This is a genomic window from Mesorhizobium sp. M1027 (assembly GCF_040318745.1).
Lineage (GTDB): Bacteria > Pseudomonadota > Alphaproteobacteria > Rhizobiales > Rhizobiaceae > Mesorhizobium.
In genome coordinates this window covers 444283-464589 of the sequence record NZ_JAMYMW010000002.1, presented here as the reverse complement: position 1 = coordinate 464589, position 20307 = coordinate 444283, and the positions used below count along the sequence as shown (strand labels likewise).

At 61.6% G+C, this 20307-nt stretch carries 24 protein-coding genes, 1 other RNA gene and 1 pseudogene; 12 read left to right on the top strand and 14 right to left on the bottom strand.

Annotated features, from left to right (window positions below; genetic code table 11):
- Positions 1-42 precede the first annotated feature (42 nt).
- The gene (rpmE, locus tag NKH50_RS06805; protein ID WP_006327661.1) at positions 43-264 is read left to right on the top strand and encodes a 50S ribosomal protein L31; all 222 of its coding nucleotides are present in this window, start codon (positions 43-45) and stop codon (positions 262-264) included.
- A gap of 267 nt (positions 265-531) precedes the next feature.
- Here rpmE and NKH50_RS06800 read toward each other — a convergent pair whose 3' ends face one another.
- Complete coding sequence (locus NKH50_RS06800) at positions 532-1173, bottom strand: TetR/AcrR family transcriptional regulator (RefSeq protein ID WP_352504930.1); 642 nt, start codon at positions 1171-1173, stop codon at positions 532-534.
- Between the two features lie 111 nt (positions 1174-1284).
- On the opposite strand from NKH50_RS06800, the pseudogene NKH50_RS06795 reads away from it, so the two are divergent.
- Both NKH50_RS06795 and NKH50_RS06790 read left to right on the top strand, forming a co-directional pair.
- A pseudogene (locus NKH50_RS06795) lies at positions 1285-2117 on the top strand (NAD(P)H-binding protein).
- A 1-nt stretch (position 2118) separates the two neighbouring features.
- A complete protein-coding gene (locus NKH50_RS06790; protein WP_254816440.1) occupies positions 2119-2598 on the top strand; it encodes an anthrone oxygenase family protein in 480 nt (159 codons plus the stop codon).
- 25 nt (positions 2599-2623) lie between these two features.
- On the opposite strand, the gene NKH50_RS06785 is transcribed toward NKH50_RS06790, so the two are convergent.
- The 4 genes from NKH50_RS06785 to NKH50_RS06770 form a co-directional block, all read right to left on the bottom strand.
- A complete protein-coding gene (locus NKH50_RS06785; RefSeq protein WP_352479629.1) occupies positions 2624-2935 on the bottom strand; it encodes an Rdx family protein in 312 nt (103 codons plus the stop codon).
- The gene (locus NKH50_RS06780) at positions 2932-3726 is read right to left on the bottom strand and encodes an RDD family protein (protein ID WP_352504928.1); all 795 of its coding nucleotides are present in this window, start codon (positions 3724-3726) and stop codon (positions 2932-2934) included. Before NKH50_RS06780 ends, NKH50_RS06785 begins: the two co-directional genes overlap by 4 nt.
- A 66-nt stretch (positions 3727-3792) precedes the next feature.
- Positions 3793-4542 carry a YebC/PmpR family DNA-binding transcriptional regulator gene (locus NKH50_RS06775; RefSeq protein WP_352737805.1) on the bottom strand — a complete coding sequence of 250 codons (750 nt, stop codon included), beginning with the start codon at positions 4540-4542 and terminating at the stop codon, positions 3793-3795.
- A 234-nt stretch (positions 4543-4776) separates the two neighbouring features.
- Complete coding sequence (locus tag NKH50_RS06770) at positions 4777-5100, bottom strand: ArsR/SmtB family transcription factor (protein ID WP_352737806.1); 324 nt, start codon at positions 5098-5100, stop codon at positions 4777-4779.
- Between the two features lie 52 nt (positions 5101-5152).
- On the opposite strand from NKH50_RS06770, the gene NKH50_RS06765 reads away from it, so the two are divergent.
- The 3 genes from NKH50_RS06765 to NKH50_RS06755 are packed head-to-tail and all read left to right on the top strand — an operon-like array spanning position 5153 to position 6512.
- A complete protein-coding gene (locus NKH50_RS06765) occupies positions 5153-5635 on the top strand; it encodes an SRPBCC domain-containing protein (protein ID WP_352737807.1) in 483 nt (160 codons plus the stop codon).
- Between the two features lie 17 nt (positions 5636-5652).
- The gene (locus tag NKH50_RS06760; RefSeq protein ID WP_352737808.1) at positions 5653-6015 is read left to right on the top strand and encodes a VOC family protein; all 363 of its coding nucleotides are present in this window, start codon (positions 5653-5655) and stop codon (positions 6013-6015) included.
- A 29-nt stretch (positions 6016-6044) separates the two neighbouring features.
- Complete coding sequence (locus NKH50_RS06755; RefSeq protein ID WP_352877454.1) at positions 6045-6512, top strand: SRPBCC family protein; 468 nt, start codon at positions 6045-6047, stop codon at positions 6510-6512.
- Positions 6513-6533: 21 nt separating this feature from the next.
- Here NKH50_RS06755 and NKH50_RS06750 read toward each other — a convergent pair whose 3' ends face one another.
- From NKH50_RS06750 to ssrS, 4 genes are all read right to left on the bottom strand, one after another.
- The gene (locus NKH50_RS06750; protein ID WP_254816433.1) at positions 6534-7298 is read right to left on the bottom strand and encodes a TerC family protein; all 765 of its coding nucleotides are present in this window, start codon (positions 7296-7298) and stop codon (positions 6534-6536) included.
- A gap of 70 nt (positions 7299-7368) precedes the next feature.
- Positions 7369-8193 (bottom strand): TIGR00282 family metallophosphoesterase, encoded by an 825-nt coding sequence (locus NKH50_RS06745; RefSeq protein WP_023678036.1) that lies wholly within the window; start codon positions 8191-8193, stop codon positions 7369-7371.
- Between the two features lie 81 nt (positions 8194-8274).
- Positions 8275-8862, bottom strand: coding sequence for a 5-formyltetrahydrofolate cyclo-ligase (locus NKH50_RS06740; protein ID WP_352504926.1), 588 nt, complete (start codon positions 8860-8862; stop codon positions 8275-8277).
- Positions 8863-8979: 117 nt separating this feature from the next.
- Positions 8980-9135, bottom strand: a non-coding RNA gene (ssrS, locus tag NKH50_RS06735) — 6S RNA.
- 175 nt (positions 9136-9310) lie between these two features.
- Here ssrS and NKH50_RS06730 point away from each other — a divergent pair.
- From NKH50_RS06730 to msrB, 6 genes are all read left to right on the top strand, one after another.
- A complete protein-coding gene (locus tag NKH50_RS06730) occupies positions 9311-10150 on the top strand; it encodes an AAA family ATPase (protein WP_352877452.1) in 840 nt (279 codons plus the stop codon).
- Positions 10151-10254: 104 nt separating this feature from the next.
- On the top strand, positions 10255-10701 hold the full coding sequence (locus tag NKH50_RS06725; RefSeq protein WP_254816430.1) for a GNAT family N-acetyltransferase: 447 nt from the start codon (positions 10255-10257) through the stop codon (positions 10699-10701).
- Between the two features lie 260 nt (positions 10702-10961).
- Positions 10962-11366: a type II toxin-antitoxin system HicB family antitoxin gene (locus NKH50_RS06720; protein ID WP_254816428.1), complete on the top strand. Its 405-nt coding sequence runs from the start codon at positions 10962-10964 to the stop codon at positions 11364-11366.
- 9 nt (positions 11367-11375) lie between these two features.
- Positions 11376-12566: a vWA domain-containing protein gene (locus NKH50_RS06715; protein WP_352751232.1), complete on the top strand. Its 1191-nt coding sequence runs from the start codon at positions 11376-11378 to the stop codon at positions 12564-12566.
- Positions 12567-13388 (top strand): MBL fold metallo-hydrolase, encoded by an 822-nt coding sequence (locus NKH50_RS06710; protein ID WP_352737812.1) that lies wholly within the window; start codon positions 12567-12569, stop codon positions 13386-13388.
- A 109-nt stretch (positions 13389-13497) separates the two neighbouring features.
- Positions 13498-13902 carry a peptide-methionine (R)-S-oxide reductase MsrB gene (msrB, locus tag NKH50_RS06705; protein ID WP_352737813.1) on the top strand — a complete coding sequence of 135 codons (405 nt, stop codon included), beginning with the start codon at positions 13498-13500 and terminating at the stop codon, positions 13900-13902.
- Between the two features lie 3 nt (positions 13903-13905).
- Here the strand turns inward: msrB and NKH50_RS06700 are convergent, their stop codons facing one another.
- The 5 genes from NKH50_RS06700 to NKH50_RS06680 all read right to left on the bottom strand — a co-directional run bounded on the left by NKH50_RS06700 (position 13906) and on the right by NKH50_RS06680 (position 20255).
- Positions 13906-14220 (bottom strand): hypothetical protein, encoded by a 315-nt coding sequence (locus NKH50_RS06700; protein WP_254816425.1) that lies wholly within the window; start codon positions 14218-14220, stop codon positions 13906-13908.
- Between the two features lie 66 nt (positions 14221-14286).
- Positions 14287-14727, bottom strand: a complete 441-nt coding sequence (locus NKH50_RS06695; protein ID WP_254816424.1) for a DUF4268 domain-containing protein — start codon at positions 14725-14727, stop codon at positions 14287-14289.
- A 169-nt stretch (positions 14728-14896) separates the two neighbouring features.
- Positions 14897-15157, bottom strand: a complete 261-nt coding sequence (locus tag NKH50_RS06690) for a DUF2312 domain-containing protein (RefSeq protein WP_023719653.1) — start codon at positions 15155-15157, stop codon at positions 14897-14899.
- A 273-nt stretch (positions 15158-15430) separates the two neighbouring features.
- Entirely contained in the window at positions 15431-18889 is a 3459-nt protein-coding gene (pyc, locus tag NKH50_RS06685) for a pyruvate carboxylase (RefSeq protein ID WP_352504921.1), read from the bottom strand.
- 235 nt (positions 18890-19124) lie between these two features.
- Positions 19125-20255 carry a branched-chain amino acid ABC transporter substrate-binding protein gene (locus NKH50_RS06680; protein ID WP_254816422.1) on the bottom strand — a complete coding sequence of 377 codons (1131 nt, stop codon included), beginning with the start codon at positions 20253-20255 and terminating at the stop codon, positions 19125-19127.
- Positions 20256-20307: the final 52 nt, after the last annotated feature.

Sequence of the window (20307 nt, the reverse complement as noted above, 5' to 3'; positions counted from 1 at the left end):
GCTTCAGCCCGTCGGCAGCACCCGGCAGCCAGGAACAGAACCATGAAGACCGACATCCATCCCGACTATCACACCATCAAGGTCGTCATGACCGACGGTACCGAATACATGACCCGTTCGACCTGGGGCAAGGAAGGCGATACGATGAACCTCGATATCGACCCGACCACTCATCCGGCCTGGACCGGCGGCCAGCAGACCCTGCTCGACCGCGGTGGCCGCCTGTCGAAGTTCAAGAAGCGTTTCGAAGGTTTCGGCCTCTAAGCACTGGCGTTTCGCTGATCGAGAAACCCGCCCTCGTGGCGGGTTTTTTATTGATTGGGCCTCAGCGGCAATCATCTCAGGTTTGGCGCTGCCCCTCACCCTTACCCTCTCCTCGTGAAGAACGGGGCGAGGGGTCGCCGGCGCTGGAGTTCCCCCTTCTTCCCGTCTCTAACGAGGAGAAGGTGCCGGCAGGCAGATGAGGGCCAGCGCCCCGCTTCCGCAGTTGATCGCCACCACCTAACGGCCTGTCCCTACGAGCACGGCGGCCTACCCGTCCACCAGCTCGCGCAGCGCCATTCGCTTGTAAGCGGCAACCAGCCTGTCGCCTTCTTCTCGCCCGACCGAGATCGCCAGCCGCATGGCGGCTTCGCCCAGCTGCCAGATGAGAAATGCCGTCGCTTCCAGCGCCGCCGGATCGGCAGACGGCCGCAGCCTTTTCAGCACCGCAGTGAGGAATTCGGCGTTGGCCCGGCTGTCGGCAAGCTCAAGCTCGCGCAGCGCCTTGTCGGCCTGCGTGCCCGACCAGATATCGCGCATCACCGGCTCCGCCAGGAACATTCCGTAGTAGGTATCCACCAGTTCCGAAAACGCCTTCCACAGGCCTTCGGCGTCCCTGACCTCCGCCAATGCCGTGGCAATGCAGGCCTGGCTTTCCGCGGTGTAGCGCTCGGCCAGCGCCCAGATGATTGCCCGCTTGTCCGGGAAGAACTGGTAGAGCGAGCCGATCGACACGCCAGCCCTCTCGGCCACCACTCCCATGCGCATGGCGTCGCTGCCTTGCTCGGCGATCAGCGCCGAGGCGGCGGCCAGCATGCGCTCGACCCGCTCGCGGCTGCGCTGCTGGCTCGGTGCCCGGCGCGGCGATGCGATCTGGCCGTCCTGTGAATCCGATACGGCAGAGCCTTCCATCACTGTCTCCCGACGAACAATCAACAAATTGGCTTGACTCGCAAAATACGAGGGTTTATCACGTTTTGCAAATGTGAGGATTACTCACATTTCAAACTGAGGAAAATCGACATGAACCCTACTGTAACGAGACCAACTTTGATCCTCGGCGGCACCGGCAAGACCGGCCGTCGCCTCGCCGAGCGGCTGACGGCGCGGGGCCTACCGGTACGGATAGGCTCGCGCTCGGGCACGCCACCCTTCGACTGGGAAAACAAAGCCACTTGGGAACCCGCCCTTGATGGTGTCGGCGCCGTCTACATCAGCTACTATCCTGATCTTGCGGTGCCCGGCGCGGCCGACACGGTCGGCGTCTTCTCTCGCCTTGCCGTGCAGTGTGGTGTGCGCCGGCTGGTGCTGCTGTCGGGGCGCGGCGAAACGGAAGCGCAACGTGCCGAAGAGATGCTGAAAGCCTAGGCGCCGATTGGACGATCCTGCGCTGCGCCTGGTTTTCCCAGAACTTCAGTGAGGGGTTTCTCGTGGATGCCCTGCGCGAGGGCGAGGTGGCGTTGCCGGTCGGCAATGTCGGTGAGCCATTCGTCGATGCCGACGATATCGCGGACGCCGCCTTTGCCGTACTAACCCGGCAGGGCCATATCGGCCAGCTCTACGAGTTGGCCGGGCCGCGGCTGCTGAGCTTCGCCGACGCGGTCGCCGAAATCGGCAGGGCCGTCGGCCGCGACATTCGTTTCAAGCGGATTTCACACGCCGAGTTCACCGCCGCCATCGCCGAGCATGAGTTGCCGGCCGAGTTCGCGTGGCTGCTCAACGAGCTGTTCACCGAAGTCCTCGACGGCCGCAACGAGTCGCTGACAGACGGCGTCGAGCGCGTGCTCGGCCGCGCCCCAAAGGACTTTTCCGCCTACGCAACCGAAACCGCCTCAACCGGCATCTGGAGCAACTGACATGATCATGAAACTGCTTCCCACCCTCACTTTCGTCGCTGCCATTGGCTCAGGCGTTGTCGGCGGCGTTTTCTTCGCCTTCTCCAACTTTATCATGCCGGCGCTCGGCCGCTTGCCTGCCGGAGGCGGCATCGCCGCCATGAATTCGATCAACATCACCGTGATTACGCCGGCATTCATGACCGCGCTTTTCGGCACCGGGCTGGTCTGTCTTGTCCTTGCCGCCGGCGCTCTTATCGGCTGGAGCCAACCGGGTGCATTCTGGCTCCTCGCCGGCGCCCTGATCTACCTCGTCGGCAACCCGATCGTGACGATGATGTTCAACGTGCCGCTCAACAACGCCCTGGCCGCCGTCGATCCGACAAGCGCCAACGGCGCTGCAGTATGGGCCACTTATCTCAGGGACTGGGTGATGTGGAACCATGTCCGCACCATCACCGCCATCGTGGCGCTGGGCTGCTTCATCTTCGCCTGGCGGTGAATGCAGGACGGAAGTGTAAAAGGCCTCAGGCAGGGTCTTTTGACTTATCGCCCTTGCGGTCGGCATGGCCCAGATCGCGATCCGGATCGATGACGTCGCGAACCAGTTGCTTGAGCTTTGCGGCGTCGGGGAAACCGCCGTCCCGCTTGCGGTCCCAGACCAGCGTGTCATTGCAGGAAATGGTGAAGATGCCGCCGGTGCCGGGCACCAGCGTCACTTCGCCCAGATCGGTGCCGAAGGTCGACAGCAGCTCCTGCGCCATCCAGCTGGCCCTGAGCAGCCACAGGCACTGGGTGCAATAGGTGATGCGGACGCGGGCTCTGTCTGACACGTTCATGTCTCGGTCTCATCTGCGCGAACTGTGGTTACGGCAAATCGATCGTGTATCGGGTCGTTGCCAAGAGCTATGGATATTGCGATCCAGATCGGCCAGACCATAACCAAGACCAACGCGGCGTATGCACCGACAATCTCCAGCCGGGAGAAGTCCTGCGCGACCCCAGGAGCGCTGCCCCAAGCCTGAACAGTGTACCACCCTCCCATGAACATTATGGGCAAAGCGCCGAGAAATTTCATTCCCTGGCGCCGAACAGCCTTTCGTACGGGTAGTCCGATTCTATTTTTGTCATCCTGGTCATGCACTATGAGCGCCGCGAACCGCTTGCCGATTGGCTGGCCAGAGGTCAACTCCATGACAAGGAGATAAGACGCGAGAACGACCAGTTCGAGGAAACCCAGATCCAATGCTGCCGGTCGGATATTGCCCTGCGAATCCAAATCAAATGAGATGGAGGGATTTCCTTCAGACTGTGAGCCCGAAGCCGTTCCCAGGGCCCATTCGGCGACCGTCAAACCGAACAGCGACGTTCTGCATATCTGCCAATCGTAACGGGCAAATGATGGATCACTTGCTCCGTTTAACGTAGCCGCCTGACATAGTCTCCAGTTCAACCAAAAGCTGCCTTTGACTCCGCCGTCAGTTAGCAGAAACAAACCCGCTACAAGTCCGTAAAGAGGTATCAGGACGATAAGATAGTCGATGATCGAAGCGAACAGCCGGCGCCATATGCCACCCCGGCGAGGCCAGGACATCGCGTCAGAAAAACGAGCCTCGTCAGTGTCAGTCATCCGTCCCCCATCAGTAACTGACAGCTCTAGAAGAAAGATACGTGGTCGATGCGCGGCGTTCTCAACTTACGCCGCGCTGAGCTTCGCCAAGGTCTCCTCGTCGACCTCGAAATTGGCGTAGACGCTCTGCACGTCGTCGTCGTCTTCGAGCGTCGCGACCAGCTTCATCAGCGATTGTGCCCGCTCCTCGTCGACCGCGATATTGGTCTGCGGCCTCCAGATCGGCTTCACTGATTCAGCCTCGCCGAGTGCGCCTTCCAGCGCCTTCGACACTTCGCCGAGATTCTCGAAGGCGCAATAGATCGTGTGGCCTTCCTCGTCCGACTGGACATCGTCGGCGCCGGCCTCGATCGCTGCGTCCATCACCTTCTCGGCGCTGCCGGCCGATGCCGGATAGTAGATCTCGCCGACGCGGTCCCACATGAACGAAACCGAGCCGGTCTCGCCCATCGCCCCGCCGGCTTTGGTGAAGGCAGCGCGCACATTCGACGCCGAGCGGTTGCGGTTGTCGGTCAGCACCTCGACGATCAGCGCGACGCCGCCTGGCCCGTAACCCTCGTAGCGAACGGCTTCGTAGGTCTCGGCATCGCCCATCGACGCCTTGTTGATGGCGCGCTGGATGTTGTCCTTCGGCATCGACACCGCCTTGGCGTTCTGCACCGCAAGGCGCAGGCGCGGGTTCATCGATGGATCAGGCGTGCCGCTCTTGGCGGCGACGGTGATTTCGCGCGCCAGCTTGGAAAACATTTTCGATCGCACCGCATCCTGGCGGCCCTTTCGATGCATGATGTTCTTGAACTGTGAATGGCCAGCCATGGCACCCCTCTCGTTTTCTCGGCTAGAGCATCTGCGGCCTGGTGAACCACCCGGCGCCTTGCAAAATGCTCGAATTCAAAACTTCAGAACGTCCTGCTGCGTCCGGACGGACGTACGGCGCTCTCTGTCGGAATGGCCGGCTTATAGATAAATCGGCTCAATTCGTCCAGCCGCGCCATTGCGTCGGACACGCAAGGGTCTCAAGGCCCGAAAGTGGCAGGCTTCGGCAACCTTTCATCCCTCAAGATCGGATTTCAGCCGGTCGAGGATGCTGATCGCGTGCGTGGCATATTGACTGATCCAGCGGTCGTGGATGTGCTTGATCGGCAGCGCGTTGAGATGGTTCCAGCGTTCGCGCCCCTCGCGGCGCACCACGACCAGGTCGGCCTCCTCCAGCACCTTCAGATGCAGCATGACCGTGCAGCGGTCCATGTCTGGGAAGGCATCGCACAGCATGCCGGTGGTCTGCGGCGCATCCTTCAGCCGGTCCAGCAACGCACGCCGGCGCGGATGCGCCAGCGCCTTGAAAACATCGTCGTCCTGCGCCGTGCTTGACATGTTATGTTTTTATAACATAATGCCGTTGCATTTCAAGGAAGGAGCTGTGGATATGTCTCTTGGATTCAGGGTTTCTGGCCGCATCGGCAAACCCGTCGCCGAAGTCTTCGATGCGGTCGTCAATCCGAAGAAGCTCAGCGGCTACTTCACCACGATCGGCGGCGCCAGCGCACCGCTGCTGGCGGGCGCCACCGTCATCTGGTGGGGCAAGGTTCCCGTGGAGGTCGACCAGGTGGAGAAAGACAGCCGCATCGTGCTGCGCTGGGATGCGACCGACGCCGACGGCGAGCCCGCCTACAAGACCCGCATCGAGATGAATTTCGAGCCGCTCGACGACGGCGGCACCTTCGTCACCATCGCCGAAACCGGCTGGCAAGAGGACGCGGTCGGCCTGAAGAAATCTTACCTCAATTGCGAGGGCTGGTCGCAGATGCTGGCCTGCATGAAGGCCTATGTCGAATACGGCATCAATCTGCGCGACGGCTATTACCGCAGCGAGATGAAGGGCGAGCCGGCCAACGAGAACAACATCTGAGAGCAAATGGAGTAAGAATGACCGCGAAGATCACCGGCGGCATCAACATCGCGATGAAAGTCCCGCCGCATCAATACCAGGCAACGATCGCCTTCTATCGCGACGTCATCGGCCTGAAGCCATTCACGGCCAAACCGCCGGCCGTCGGCTTCGAACTCGGTCCCAATCGACTGTGGATCGACGAGGCGCCGATGATGAACCAGGCCGAGATATGGCTGGAACTGTTCACCGATGATTTTCCGGCCGCAGCGGAGCATCTCGCCAAGGCCGGTGTCGTGCGCTGCGACGCCATCGAGGCACTGGGTGAAGGCTTTCGCGGCGGCTGGATCACCAACCCGGCCGACATCATTCACCTGGTGCGCGAACCCGATGCCTGGTGAACAGGCGGCACCGTGGAAAGGAGGACGATATGGAAATCCGCGAAACACCGACCGCCGAAGCCGGCATGCTGATAAGGCGGCCGGTCGCCGACGTATTCGAGGCCTTCGTCGATCCGGCGATCACGACGAAGTTCTGGTTCACCCATGGCAGCGACAGGTTGGACAGCGGCAAGGAAATCCATTGGGAATGGCGCATGTATGGCGTCTCGACGACGGTCAATATCCGTGAGATCGTCGAAAACAAGAAGATCGTCATGCAATGGAGCGATCCGCCGACCACGGTGGTGTGGACCTTTACCGAGATGCCGGGCGCCACGACCTTTGTCGAGGTCCGCAATTTTGGCTTTGTCGGCAGCCGCGATGAGCAGGTCACGCAGGCGATCGACTCGACCGGCGGTTTTGCGCTGGTGCTCGCCGGCGCCAAGGCGTGGCTGGAGCAAGGCGTGATGCTAGGCCTGATCGGCGACCGCCATCCGAAAGGCGTGCCGGGGCATTAGGTCAGCCGCGGTGGGTCATCCTCAGTGCCCGCCGCCCTTTGCCTTTTTCCGCCGCCGCGCCAGCATGTTGAGCCCTTCGACCAGGGCCGAAAAACCCATGGCGGCGTAGATATAGCCTTTCGGCACATGGTAACCCATGCCGTCGGCGATCAGCGTCATGCCGATCATCAGCAGGAAGCCCAGCGCCAGCATGACGATGCTGGGGTTCTTGGCGATGAAATCGGCCAGCGGCCCGGCCGCCAGCATCATCACGCTCACCGCCACGATCACCGCGATGTACATGATCGCGATTTCGTCGGTCATGCCGACGGCGGTGATGATCGAGTCAATCGAGAAGACGAGGTCGAGCAGCAATATCTGGAAAATCGCGCCGGCCAGCGAAAGCTGCAGCGTCTCGCCCATCATCGTGTCCTGGTGATCATCGAGATCGACCGTGTGGTGGATCTCCTTCGTCGCCTTCCAGACGAGAAACAGGCCGCCGGCGATCAGGATCAGGTCGCGCCATGAAAACCCGTGGCCGAAGGCGGTGAATATAGGCGTCGTCAGTTGGACGATGATCGAGATGGTGGCCAGCAGGATCAGCCGCATCACCAGCGCGGCGGAGATGCCGAGCCGCCGGGCGCGGGCTCGCTGCGCTACCGGCAATTTGTTGGTCAGGATCGAGATGAAGATCAGATTGTCGATGCCGAGCACGACCTCCAGCACGATCAGCGTCAGCAGCGCGACCCACGCAGTCGGGTCGGAGACAAAGGCGAAATGCGGCGCCAGGAATTCGACTAGCTGCATGGAGGTCGTCCCCTCTACGATCTAGAGCAGTTTCGCCGGCAATTGGGTATTGCAAGCGTCTATATCAATGTCACGACCAGAAGGATGGAGCCGTTTCCTCGAGCCGCGGGCCGCGGCGAAACGGCGCGATCCGTTCGGTCAGGCCGCTACGGTCGGAAATGTCGACGCCGACGCCGCACAATGTCGCCGGTCCGGTCGACGCCTCGAAGCGGCCTTTCGGCACCTTGGACAAGAACCGGTTGAGCGGCTCCTCCTTGTCCATGCCGAGCGAGGAATCGTAATCACCGCACATACCGGCATCGGAAATATAACCGGTGCCGCCATTGAGAATCTGGTGATCGCCGGTCGGCTGATGCGTGTGGGTGCCGACAACAAGACTGGCACGGCCGTCGACGAAATGAGCGAAGCACATTTTTTCCGAGGTCGCCTCGGCATGGAAATCGATGACGATTGCATCGGCCTGCTCGCCAAGCGGACAAGCGGCAAGTTCGCGCTCGCCGGCCTGGAACGGATCGTCGAGCTCGGGATGCATGAACACCCGACCCATGATGTTGGCGACCAGCACGCGCGCGCCGTTCCTGGCGATATAGACGCCTGAGCCGCGCCCCGGCGTACCCTTAGGGAAATTGGACGGGCGCAGGAAGCGCTCTTCGCGCGGCGCGAAAATCAGCGCATCGCGCTGGTCCCAGACATGGTTGCCGGTGGTGACGACATCGGCGCCGGCCGAGATCGTCTCGCGAAAAATCTCCTCGGTGATGCCGAAGCCTCCGGCGGCGTTCTCGCCATTGACGATGACGAAGTCGAGTTTGAAATCCGAGATCAGGCCGGGCAGTTGTTCCCATACCGCCGTACGTCCTGTCTTGCCGACCATGTCGCCGAGGAAGAGAAGTCTCATATAAGCGCGATCCCGAACCGAAGGTCAGCGAAGCAAAAAGCTGCATGACTTTCGGAAAAGACCATGCGTCCAGGAACTTATCTACAATTTCGGCGCGAACCGGCGCAACCCGCTCTCGGTGAGTATTTCGGGAATGATCACGTCATGCGGCTCGTCCGGCACCAGGGCCACCTCCTGGCAGTCGAAGGCAATGCCGATCAGCCGCGGCTGCTGGCCCTTGTCGGCCAGCCGCCCGATCGCCCGATCGTAATAGCCTGCGCCGTACCCGATTCGGTGCCCGCGCGCATCGAAGGCGGCAAGCGGCACCAGCATAAGCTGCGGATCGAGCACCTCGGCTTCCTCATGCGGCCCGACTGTGCCGAAACCCATGTCGATCATCGGCGCGCCGCGCACCAGTTCGCGAAAAACGATGGTGGTCTTGTCGAGGATGGCCGGCAGGCAGAGCCTTGCGCCCTTCTCGCGCAGGGCAAACATCAGCGGCCGGACGTCGACTTCCGAGCGCATCGGCCAGAAACCGGAGACGATTTGGCCCGGCTCGACCGTGATCCGGTCGCGCGCCGTCTCGGCCATTTCGAGTGCTGCCTCCACACGCCAGAAAGGATCGAGCGCATCGCGGCGCCCGAGGGCTTGGTTGCGGAGATTTTTTTTCAGGTCTTTTGGGGATGTCATGCGCCGACGGTAGCAAAGGTCCGATTTGGATGGAGAAGAGCGGGGCGAACTTGTCGTTCGAGAGCACCGCAAAAAGCGGCGCGACGACAAGATCCGCCAGATGGCCTTTTCGATAGGTGACGATCCACACAACCGGTGGAGAGAGCGATCCCGGGAACCTACAAAGTAGGTGGGCGCCGTATGAGAAAACCCACGGGTCTTCCCAGGGACAGCTCCCTAGGGATCATTAAGGCCCCGGGGAAAATGTTCTCCTGCCGGGAAGCGCAGACCGTCATGCCCAATATAGGCTGACGCCAGACCAAGCGCCAGAGAGGCGACATGTTTCGACGCGTAATTCGACGCAGAACCCCCGACGAGGGCCGCGCCGGCAAGATCCCCGCTTCGCCAGCGGCGCCTTGCACAGCGAAGGCCGCGTCCTTAGGGTCGCGCGATGGACCCGGGAGCAAAAATGCGTTTCGAAGGCACGGCCGCCTATGTTGCCGACAAGGATCTGATGGTGGCGGTCAACGCGGCGATCGCGCTTGAGCGGCCATTGCTGGTCAAGGGCGAGCCCGGCACCGGCAAGACCGAACTTGCCCGTCAGGTGGCGGCAGCGCTCGGCCTGGATCTCATCGAATGGCACGTCAAATCGACCACGCGGGCGCAGCAGGGCCTCTATGAATATGATGCCGTCTCGCGGCTGCGCGACAGTCAGCTCGGCGACGAGCGCTTCAACGACATCCGCAATTACATCAAGCGCGGCAAGCTGTGGGACGCCTTCGCCGCCGGCAAGAAGGTGGTGCTTCTGATCGATGAGATCGACAAGGCCGATATCGAATTCCCCAACGATCTGTTGCAGGAACTGGATAGGATGGAGTTCTTTGTCTACGAGACCGGCGAGACCATCCGCGCCACCGTCCGGCCGATCGTCATCATCACCTCCAACAACGAAAAAGAGCTGCCGGACGCCTTCCTGCGCCGCTGCTTCTTCCACTACATCCGCTTTCCCGACGTCGAGACGCTGCACAGAATTATCGACGTGCACTATCCCGGCATCAAGCAGAACCTGGTGCGCGCCGCACTCACGCAATTCTATGAAATCCGCGATGTGCCGGGCCTCAAGAAGAAGCCGTCGACCTCCGAGGCACTCGACTGGATCCGCCTGCTGGTTGCCGACGACATCGCGCCCGAAGACCTGCGCGCCGACGCGAGGAACGCGCTGCCCAAGCTGCACGACGCCTTGTTGAAGAACGAACAGGACGTGCATCTGTTCGAGCGCCTGGCCTTCATGGCGAGACGGCAAGGGTGAGGGCGGTCGACGAAAGCCGCCGGACAGCGCTTTCCCGTCGTTGGACCGTTGCCGCCAGCGAGGCGTGAAGGCAGCTTCGTGTTGCCGAATTCAGAGGAAATGAAATGACCGAGATCACCGTCCGCCCGCTTGCGCAATCCGACCATGCCGACTGGCGGCGTCTGTGGACTGCCTATCTCACCTTCTACGAAACCAAACTGCCGGAAGACGTTTACGCCGTCACCTGGAAGCGGCTGTTCACGGCGGGCGAGTTCGAGCCAAAGGGTTTTATCGCCACCCTCGACGGCAAGGCCGTTGGCCTGACGCACTATCTCTACCATCGCTCCTGCTGGTCGCAGATAAATAACTGTTACCTGCAGGACCTGTTCGCCGACCCAGATGTGCGCGGCAAGGGCGTCGGCGCCGCCCTGATCGAAGCGGTCAAGCAGGAAGCCGGCAAGATCGGCGTCAAGAACGTCTACTGGATGACGCACGAAACCAACACCACCGCACGCAAGCTCTACGACCACGTGGCGCGCAGGACCGGCTTTATCGAATATGATCTGCTCTGATGAAGCCAACGATTGAAATAATCACCTGTGCGCAATATATTGCGCATGATCAGGGGCGACAGTGCCGCTGATCGAGACCAACACGCGCAAGATTGTCATGAGGCTTTGACCGCTGGGTGAACGTAGGCGGCGGCAAACACGAGAAGTACGAGCATTCGGAAAGGCCGGAGATCATGATTATCGTGCCGCGGCATCGCGAACAATCTCTGGGTGTTGCGCGGTCGATCGCCCGGCTTGCTGGATGGATTTAAGGACGAATCATGACGCACTATGTCGGAATTCTTGACGGCGCAGATGAAGTCTGGGGAGTGCGGGTGCCTGATCTTCCCGGATGTCACGGCGGTGGCGCAAGTCCCGAAGAGGCGATAGCCGATGCGACTTCTGCCGTTCGCGAATGGGCAGAGACACGAATGGCGAAGAACTTGCCCTTGCCCGCCGCGCGCACTGTGGCAGATCTGCTCCGACTGGGCGAAGTCGATAGCGCTGCCGGTGAATCCGCCGTGATGATCCCTGTGCTGATCGATTCCGGACGGCCTGTCCGGGCCAATCTGTCGCTCGACGCAGGTCTTTTGGCGGCAATCGACGAAGAAGCGGGTCGGCGTGGTCTGACGCGTTCCGCCTTTATCGCCAGCGCCGCACGGGAGAAGATCGAGGGACACAGATAAAGTCGGACCATGTTCATCCCCTTCTTCCTCGAACTGAAGGCAGCGCGGGTTCCGGTCTCGCTCCGCGAATATCTGTCGCTGCTGGAGGGGTTGGAAGCCGGGCTGGTCGACTATGATGTCGAGGGCTTTTACTATCTCGCCCGCGCCGCGCTGGTGAAGGACGAGCGCCACATCGACCGCTTCGACCAGGTCTTTTCGCACATCTTCAAAGGTGTCGAGACGCTGGCTGGCGAAAACGCGGTCGATGTCGAAAACATCCCTGAGGAATGGCTGCGGAGGCTCGCTGAAAAGCACCTGTCGGACGAGGAGAAAAAACTGGTCGAGGCGCTGGGTGGCTTCGAAAAGCTGATGGAGACGCTGAAGAAGCGGCTGGAGGAACAAAAGAGCCGGCATCAGGGCGGTTCGAAATGGATCGGCACCGGCGGCACCTCGCCCTTCGGCGCCTATGGCTACAATCCCGAAGGCGTGCGCATCGGCCAGCACGAAAGCCGCAACCGCCGCGCGGTAAAAGTCTGGGACAGGCGCGAGTTCAGGAATTTCGACGATGCCGTCGAGCTCGGCACCCGCAACATCAAGGTCGCGCTGAAGCGGTTGCGCCGCTGGGTGCGCGAAGGCGCCGAAGAGGAATTCGACCTGCCTGGCACCATCCACGCCACCGCCGAGCGCGGCTATCTTGACATCAAGACACAACCCGAACGTCGCAATGCCGTGAAGCTGCTGATGTTCTTCGATGTCGGCGGCTCGATGGACGACCATGTCAGCAGTGTCGAGGAGCTATTCTCGGCCGCCCGCGCCGAATTCCGCCAGCTCGAATATTTCTACTTCCACAACTGCCTCTACGAAGGGGTATGGAGGGACAATCGCCGCCGCCATGCCGAGGTGATTCCGACCTTCGACCTCATCCATAAATATGGCCCCGACTACAAGGTGATCGTCGTCGGCGACGCCTCGATGAGCCCCTATGAGATCGGCCAACCCGGCGGCTCGGTCGAGCACTGGAACCAGGAGGCCGGTGCCGTGTGGCTCGGCAGGCTGCTGCAGCAATGGCCGAACGCCATTTGGCTCAATCCGGAAGACGCGAAGAACTGGGGCTATACCCATTCTATTGCCATGATCCGCGATATCTTTGGCGGCCGCATGTTTCCGCTGACGCTCGCCGGCCTCGAAGCCGCGACGAAGCAACTTTCAAGGAAGCACTGAATGGACCCACGCAAAACAGGACGGTCGACCTGTTTCCTTTGCCTGCAATGCGGTGTCCAGTTCGCGGCGACAGCGACGCCGCGGCAACATTGCCCGATCTGCGAAGACGAGCGGCAATATGTGCGCTGGGAGGGCCAGGCCTGGACCACGCCGGAAGAGCTCGCAGGCGGGCACCGGGTCGTGATCAAGGATGATGCCGGCGTGCTCGCCTTCGGCATAGAGCCGCGCTTCGGCATCGGCCAGCGGGCGTTGCTGGCGCAAACGCCGCACGGCAATGTGCTGTGGGACTGCATCTCGATGGTCAGCGACGACGCGGTGGCCGAGATCAACCGCCGGGGCGGCCTGGCCGCCATCGCCATTTCGCACTGCCATTATTATTCGGCAATGGTCGAGTGGAGCGAGGCGTTTGGCGGCGTGCCGATTTATCTGCACGCCGATGATCGTCAGTGGATCATGCGGCCGCATCCGGCGATCATCAGCTGGGAAGGCGAAACGCGCGCCATTAACCCGTCGCTGACGCTCATCCGCTGCGGCGGCCACTTTGCCGGTGGCCAGGTGCTGCACTGGAAGCGCGACAGCGGCAATGCCATGCTGGCCGGCGACATCCTGCAGGTGACGCCTACGCGCCGTCATGTCAGCTTCATGTACAGCTACCCGAACTATATCCCGCTCAACGCGACGAAAGTGCTCGGCATCAAGGCCGCGCTGGAGCCTTTCACGTTCGACCATATCTACGGCGCATGGTGGAACCAGAATGTCATCGGAGACGCAAAGGCGGCATTTTCAGCATCGGTTGCGCGCTATCTCGCGGCCCTCGCCTGAGGAATTCGTCGCAGCAGGATAGGAAATACGAGCAAACGCCGTAACAAATGCCTATTTCAAGCGAAGTTGGGAAGGCAACCCAAATAGCGACATAAGCTAAGAGGAAAAAATGGACAGCCACACCTACCCCGTTACCCGCACCGATGCCGAATGGCGCGCCCGGCTGACGCCCGAGCAATATGCGGTGATGCGCAACCATGGCACCGAGCGGCCGGGAAGCTGCGCCCTGCTGCACGAGAAGCGCGCCGGCACCTTCTCCTGCGTCGGCTGCGACCAGCCCTTGTTTGAATCCAACCTGAAATTCGAGAGCGGCACCGGCTGGCCGAGCTTCAACGATCCCGTGCCGGGCTCGGTCGAGACCACCGTCGACCGCAGCTACGGCATGGTCCGTACCGAGTGCCATTGCGCCCGCTGCGGCAGCCATCTCGGCCATGTCTTCGAGGACGGCCCGCCGCCGACCGGCCTGCGCTATTGCATCAACGGCGTGGCGCTCAAATTCGAGCCGGCCGCCTGATCGTCAGGCCACGACCACCAGGATCAGCCACAACGTCGCGCCAAGCGTCATCAGCGAGGCCTTGGCGCCACTCGATTTTCCGGCAGTTCGCCAAACGGCAAAGGTCAGGAAGATATTATAGGGCACCGGCGCGAAATGCACCGCCAGGACTAGCGCAAGCGGCAGCTTCAGCCCAAGCAGAATGAGTGCCGCCACCGACAACGCGACGTTGATCGCTGTGCCGACAACGACCATGTCGCGCCAGAACAGCCGATCGAGCGGCACGCCGCCCAGCCAGCGTGAGCGGAAGAAGGCGGCAACGCGCGACATGATCGTCATCGATCGACCGGCTCCCTCGCTCTGCTCACCAGAGCGGTTCTAAGGATTGCGTCTGGAAATCCTGCTTTATTCCTGACCCAGAACTTCGGCAATCGCGCGCTCGAAACGTGAGGCTTCCGTAACCAGCCAGTCGGTCATCGCCGGCCAATTGTCTTCGGCAAAACAATTCACCCGCCACATCGAATTGATGCCGAGGCCGTCGCAACTTTGTTCTGGCCTGAGCTTCAGCCTGTCTTCGATGGCCGGCTGGAACGGCTTCAACCGTGACCAGGCTTGCGTGGCACCGAGTTTCTCGTTGCGGCCGAAGAAGACGCCGACATGATTGTGCGCAGGCGCGACATACATGGAAATGACCAATGCGAAGTCGGGCAGCCCACGCTGCCAGAACCACGGTCCGCGCCTCGCCAGCAGAGCCCTTTCATCCGGATGCCGTTCCGCGAACAGCGTCCAGAAGCTGCGTTGGCGGAATTCAGAGGCGCGGCGGGCGCCAAAATCGAATTCGCTCATGGTTCGATGCCCGCTCCAGCATCAGGCCAAGACTGTTTCGAAATTCGCTCTGGCGAGTCATATGGCGGTGGTTTCGAAAACCGGAGCGCGGCGGACTTTAGGTCCGTGAGCGCTGGAAGCGCAGAAAACACCATCGGATTGCCGCCGGAGTAGAATTTCCAGACAGTCTCTACACCATTCCAAGCGCGGCCTTGTAGAGGTCGAGAATGGATTCCTCTTCCTGCCGCTCGGCCTGGTCTTTCTTGCGCAGCCGGATGATCGACCGCATCGCCTTGGTGTCGAAGCCGGTGCCCTTGGCCTCTGCAAACACTTCCTTGATGTCGTCGGCAATCGTCTTCTTCTCTTCCTCGAGCCGCTCGATGCGTTCGATAAAGGCGCGCAGCTGGCCGGCGGCAACAGTCTGGCTGGTCTCGGTGATGTCGTCGGCCATATTCTTCTCTCCGCGTCGTTTCTCGCCGCGACTCGGGGTAACCCGAGCGGCGAATTGCAGCGGTTCGATGCCCGACCGGGCGCGGCGGGTCAAGGTGCTATCGATGCGGCATGAAGGGGTTGGGCACGCCTTAAGGTGTGTTGAGATTCAGGTCAGGCCGAGCCGAAAACGATGGCTGCCGAGAACCGGAGCGGAGCGTACCCGAGTACGTGAGCACCGGAAGCGCAGGAAGCCGGCGTTTGCAGGCCGGCATCACCTGAATATCAGCACACCTTACCCGAATGCGATCAGCAGATCCTTTGCATCGATCTGGTCGCCGGCCTTGACCAGCACCTCGGCTATGGTGCCGTCGCGTTCGGCATGCAACGCCGTTTCCATTTTCATCGCTTCGATCGACAGCAGCACGTCGCCGGCCTTTACCGCCTGGCCGGCAACGACCGCAAGCGCCGAGACGACGCCAGGCATCGGCGCGCCGACATGCGCCTCATTGCCCGGCTCCGCCTTGCGCCGTACCTTGGCAGCGGAGGCGCCATGCGCCCGGTCCGGCACCTTCACCCGGCGCGGCTGCCCGTTGAGTTCGAAGAACACGGTGACCATGCCCTTTTCGTCGACATCGCCCATGGCAAGGCAGCGCACCACCAGCGTTTTGCCTTTTTCGATATCGACGAAAATCTCGTCTTCCGGCTTCATGCCGTAGAAATAGGTCGGCGTTGGCAGCACGCTGACCGGCCCGTAGGTCTCCTGCGCGGCGGCAAAATCGGAAAACACCTTCGGATACATCAGCCACGACGCGAACTCGAACTCACTGAGCTTGCGCTCGAGTTTTTCCTCGACCTCCGTGCGACTGGCCTTGAGGTCCGCCGGTTTGAGCAGCGAACCTGGCCGCACCGTGATCGGCTTTTCGCTCTTTAGCACCTTCTTCTGCAATGACTTTGGCCAGCCGCCCGGCGACTGGCCGAGATCGCCGCGCAACATCGACACCACCGAATCCGGGAAGGCGATGTCCCGCGCCGGATTCTCGACGTCGGCGACGGTCAAGTCCTGGCTCACCATCATCAGCGCCATGTCGCCGACGACCTTGGACGACGGGGTCACCTTGACGATGTCGCCGAACATCAGATTGACGTCGTGATAGGTCTGCGCCACTTCATGCCAACGTGTCTCCAGCCCGAGCGAGCGCGCCTGTTCCTTGAGGTTGGTGAACTGCCCGCCCGGCATTTCATGCAGATAGACCTCCGATGCCGGCCCCTTCAGGTCGCTTTCAAAGGCGGCGTACTGGTTGCGCACCGCCTCCCAGTAGAACGAGATGTTCCTGATCCATTGCGGGTCGAGGCCCGGGTCGCGCTCGGTGCCTTTCAGCGCCTCGACGATCGAACCCAGGCACGGCTGCGAGGTGTTGCCCGATAGCGAATCCATCGCCGCGTCGATGGCGTCGACGCCGCTCTCCACCGCCGCCAGCACGGTTGCCGCCGACAGGCCGGATGTGTCGTGGGTGTGGAAGTGGATCGGCAGGTCCGTCGCCTCACGCAGCGCCTTGAACAGCACGCGGGCCGCCGCCGGTTTCAAAAGCCCGGCCATATCCTTGACGGCGATGATATGGGCGCCTGCCGACTGCAGTTCCCTGGCCAGGCCGACATAATATTTCAGATCGTATTTGGCCCGCGCCGGATCGAGTATGTCGCCGGTATAACAGATCGCCGCTTCGATCAGCTTGCCCTCGGCGCCGACCGCATCCATGGCGACGCGCATGTTCTCGACCCAGTTCAGGCAGTCGAAGACGCGAAACAGGTCGATGCCGCCGGCAGCGGCCTGGCGGACGAAATGCTGGACGACGTTGTCGGGATAGTTGGTATAGCCAACGCCATTGGCGCCGCGCAGAAGCATCTGCAGAAGAAGGTTGGGTGCCGCCTCGCGCACTTTGCTCAGCCGCTCCCATGGGTCCTCGGTGAGAAAGCGCATGGCGACGTCGAATGTGGCGCCGCCCCAGCATTCGAGCGACAACAGCTGCGGCAGAGCACGCGCATAGGTGCCGGCAATTCCGGCGATGTCATAGGTGCGCACACGCGTCGCGAGCAAGGATTGATGCCCGTCGCGCATTGTCGTGTCGGTGACCAGCACCTCTTTTTGCTCGCGCATCCAGGCGGCGAATTTCTCCGGCCCGAGCACGTCGAACTTCTGCTTGCTGCCTTGAGGCACATTGCCGTTGAGATATGGCACCACCGGCGGCGCCGCATCGGCCTTTGGCTGCGGCCGGCCGCGCGTCTCGGGATGGCCATTGACCGAAACATCGGCAAGATAGTTGAGCAGCTTGGTCGCGCGGTCCTGCCGCTTCACACTGGCGAACAGTTCCGGCGTCGTGTCGATGAACTTGGTGGTATAGGAATTGTCGGCGAAGCTCCGGTGATTGATGATCGCCTCGAGGAAGGTGAGATTGGTCGCCACGCCGCGGATACGGAATTCGCGCAGCGCCCGGTTCATGCGGGCAATGGTCTCGGCCGGCGTCGGCGCCCACGCCGTCACCTTTTCCAGCAGCGGATCGTAGAAGCGGGTGATCACCGCGCCCGAATAGGCGGTGCCCCCATCAAGGCGGATGCCGAAGCCGGTGGCACCGCGATAGGCGGTGATGCGGCCATAATCGGGGATGAAATTATGTTCGGGATCTTCCGTGGTGATGCGGCACTGCAGGGCGTGACCGTTGAGCCTGATGTCCTTTTGCGCCGGCACGCCCGATTCCGCCGTGCCGATGGCAAAGCCGTCGAGGATATGGATCTGCGCCTTGACGATGTCGATGCCGGTCACCTGTTCGGTGACGGTGTGCTCGACCTGGATGCGCGGATTGACCTCGATGAAATAGAATTTTCCGGTGTCGGCATCCTGCAGGAACTCGACCGTGCCGGCGCCGATATAGCTGGTTTGGCGCGCAATTCTCAGCGCGTAGCCGCAAAGCTCTTCGCGTTGTGACATTTCGAGATACGGCGCCGGCGCCCGCTCGACGACCTTCTGGTTGCGGCGCTGGATCGAACAGTCGCGCTCGAACAGGTGCACGGCGTTGCCTTGGCGGTCGCCCAGCACCTGCACCTCGACATGGCGGGCGCGCTCGATCAGCTTCTCGAGATAGACCTCGTCCTTGCCGAAAGCCGCCTTCGCCTCACGCTTGCCCTCCATGACCTCGCGGGCGAGATCGGCCTCGGAGCGGATGGCGCGCATGCCGCGGCCGCCGCCGCCCCAGGATGCCTTGAGCATCACCGGGTAGCCGATCGTCCTGGCGAGTTCCCTTACCGCCGCCATGTCGTCCGGCAAGGGATCGGTAGCGGGAATTACCGGCACGCCGACTTCGATCGCGAGATTGCGCGCGGCGACCTTGTTGCCCAGCCTGCGCATCGTATCGGGCTTTGGCCCGATGAAGATGATGCCGGCCTTGGCGCAGGCCTCGGCGAATTCCGGGCTCTCCGACAGCAGCCCGTAACCCGGATGGATGGCGTCGGCGCCCGAAAGCCTGGCGACGCGGATAACCTCCTCGATCGAAAGATAGCTTTCGATCGGCCCCATATCCCTGGCCAGATGCGGCCCGCGCCCGACCTGGTAACTTTCGTCGGCCTTGAAGCGATGCAGGGAATATTTGTCCTCCTCTGCCCAGATCGCCACGGTTTTAAGGCCGAGCTCATTGGCCGCGCGGAAGACGCGGATGGCTATTTCGGAGCGGTTGGCGACAAGGATCTTCGAGATTGCCAAGGACAGGGCTCCGGACGCCGGGAAGGGAACTGCCGGACATGATTAGCGCGAAAATGCTGCAGTGCAAACAAAATCGAAAAGAGGGATTAAACCGATTTAGTATGATCTATCGCGTTGACGCATTGCGTGTCGACCCGGACAACGCCTGGGGCACTCCGGGTCCAGGCATTTGGGAAACCCCCATGAAAAATGCCCGGCGCGAGGCGCCGGGCATTTTTCATATAGCAACGTCCGGTTATTTGCCGGGTTCGTTCTCGACATAGGTGTACTTGCCGTCGTCACCCTTCTTCCAGGTGTACATGACGTAGTCCGGACGGGTGATATCGCCCTTTGCGTCGTAGCCGATCTCGCCGATCGCAGTCTTCCAGGGGCCGGCCGACTTGATGGTCTCGGCTACCTTCTGAGCGTCATCGGCTGAGCCGGTCTTGGTGATGGCGGCCGCGATGATTTCCATCGCTGCGTAGGAGTAGAGCGTATAAGCCTCAGGCTCGAAGCCGGCCGCACGGAACTTCTCGACGAGTTCCTTGGCGTTCGGATTCTTGCGCGGATCCGGAGCGAACGTCATCAGCGTGCCCTCGACGGCGTCGCCGGCGATGGAGGCCAATTCGTTCGACACGATGCCGTCGCCGGACATGAAGGTTGCCTTGAGGCCCTGGTCGGCGAGCTGGCGTATGATCAGGCCGGCTTCGGTGTGCAGGCCGCCATAGTAGACGACCGAGACGCCCGCATCCTTCATCTTGGCGATGAGGGCCGAGAAATCCTTGTCGCCGACATTGATGCCTTCATACATGGCCTCAGTCACGCCGTTGGCTGCGAGCGCCTTCTTGGTTTCGTCGGCGAGGCCCTGGCCATAAGGCGTCTTGTCATGGATGACAGCGATCTTGGCATCCTTGAAGTTCGCCGCGAGATAGTCGCCAGCGACCTTGCCCTGCTGATCGTCGCGTCCGCAGGTGCGGAAGGTGTTCCACATGCCACGTTCGGTGAACTTCGGATTGGTCGCGGCCGGCGTGATCTCGAGGATGCCGTTCTCGGCGTAGACTTCCGACGCCGGGATCGAGACGCCGGAGTTGAAGTGGCCATCGACGTACTTGACGCCGTCGGCGACGAACTTGTTGGCGACCGAGATGCCTTGCTTGGGATCGGAGACGTCGTCGCCGACTTCAAGCTTGAGCTGCTGGCCAAGAACGCCGCCCGCCGCATTGATATCGGCGACCGCCTGTTCGGCACCCTTCTGAAGCTGGGCACCGAACGCTGCGTTCGGACCGGTGATCGGACCGGCAACGCCGATCAGGATGTCAGCCCACGCGTTGCCACTGAACGCGACAAGCGCGGTCAGTGCGACGGCGGACAAAAGTGACTTTTTCATTGAAACGCTCCCATTTACCGAGTGGGCGTGGATGTTGCTTTCATGCGATGCC

Coding starts and splice junctions, on each gene's coding strand:
- rpmE (WP_006327661.1), top strand. CDS start 43: ATGAAGACCGACATCCATCCCGACTATCACACCATCAAGGTCGTCATG.
- NKH50_RS06800 (WP_352504930.1), bottom strand. CDS start 1,173: ATGGAAGGCTCTGCCGTATCGGATTCACAGGACGGCCAGATCGCATCG.
- NKH50_RS06790 (WP_254816440.1), top strand. CDS start 2,119: ATGATCATGAAACTGCTTCCCACCCTCACTTTCGTCGCTGCCATTGGC.
- NKH50_RS06785 (WP_352479629.1), bottom strand. CDS start 2,935: ATGAACGTGTCAGACAGAGCCCGCGTCCGCATCACCTATTGCACCCAG.
- NKH50_RS06780 (WP_352504928.1), bottom strand. CDS start 3,726: ATGACTGACACTGACGAGGCTCGTTTTTCTGACGCGATGTCCTGGCCT.
- NKH50_RS06775 (WP_352737805.1), bottom strand. CDS start 4,542: ATGGCTGGCCATTCACAGTTCAAGAACATCATGCATCGAAAGGGCCGC.
- NKH50_RS06770 (WP_352737806.1), bottom strand. CDS start 5,100: ATGTCAAGCACGGCGCAGGACGACGATGTTTTCAAGGCGCTGGCGCAT.
- NKH50_RS06765 (WP_352737807.1), top strand. CDS start 5,153: ATGTCTCTTGGATTCAGGGTTTCTGGCCGCATCGGCAAACCCGTCGCC.
- NKH50_RS06760 (WP_352737808.1), top strand. CDS start 5,653: ATGACCGCGAAGATCACCGGCGGCATCAACATCGCGATGAAAGTCCCG.
- NKH50_RS06755 (WP_352877454.1), top strand. CDS start 6,045: ATGGAAATCCGCGAAACACCGACCGCCGAAGCCGGCATGCTGATAAGG.
- NKH50_RS06750 (WP_254816433.1), bottom strand. CDS start 7,298: ATGCAGCTAGTCGAATTCCTGGCGCCGCATTTCGCCTTTGTCTCCGAC.
- NKH50_RS06745 (WP_023678036.1), bottom strand. CDS start 8,193: ATGAGACTTCTCTTCCTCGGCGACATGGTCGGCAAGACAGGACGTACG.
- NKH50_RS06740 (WP_352504926.1), bottom strand. CDS start 8,862: ATGACATCCCCAAAAGACCTGAAAAAAAATCTCCGCAACCAAGCCCTC.
- NKH50_RS06730 (WP_352877452.1), top strand. CDS start 9,311: ATGCGTTTCGAAGGCACGGCCGCCTATGTTGCCGACAAGGATCTGATG.
- NKH50_RS06725 (WP_254816430.1), top strand. CDS start 10,255: ATGACCGAGATCACCGTCCGCCCGCTTGCGCAATCCGACCATGCCGAC.
- NKH50_RS06720 (WP_254816428.1), top strand. CDS start 10,962: ATGACGCACTATGTCGGAATTCTTGACGGCGCAGATGAAGTCTGGGGA.
- NKH50_RS06715 (WP_352751232.1), top strand. CDS start 11,376: ATGTTCATCCCCTTCTTCCTCGAACTGAAGGCAGCGCGGGTTCCGGTC.
- NKH50_RS06710 (WP_352737812.1), top strand. CDS start 12,567: ATGGACCCACGCAAAACAGGACGGTCGACCTGTTTCCTTTGCCTGCAA.
- msrB (WP_352737813.1), top strand. CDS start 13,498: ATGGACAGCCACACCTACCCCGTTACCCGCACCGATGCCGAATGGCGC.
- NKH50_RS06700 (WP_254816425.1), bottom strand. CDS start 14,220: ATGACGATCATGTCGCGCGTTGCCGCCTTCTTCCGCTCACGCTGGCTG.
- NKH50_RS06695 (WP_254816424.1), bottom strand. CDS start 14,727: ATGAGCGAATTCGATTTTGGCGCCCGCCGCGCCTCTGAATTCCGCCAA.
- NKH50_RS06690 (WP_023719653.1), bottom strand. CDS start 15,157: ATGGCCGACGACATCACCGAGACCAGCCAGACTGTTGCCGCCGGCCAG.
- NKH50_RS06680 (WP_254816422.1), bottom strand. CDS start 20,255: ATGAAAAAGTCACTTTTGTCCGCCGTCGCACTGACCGCGCTTGTCGCG.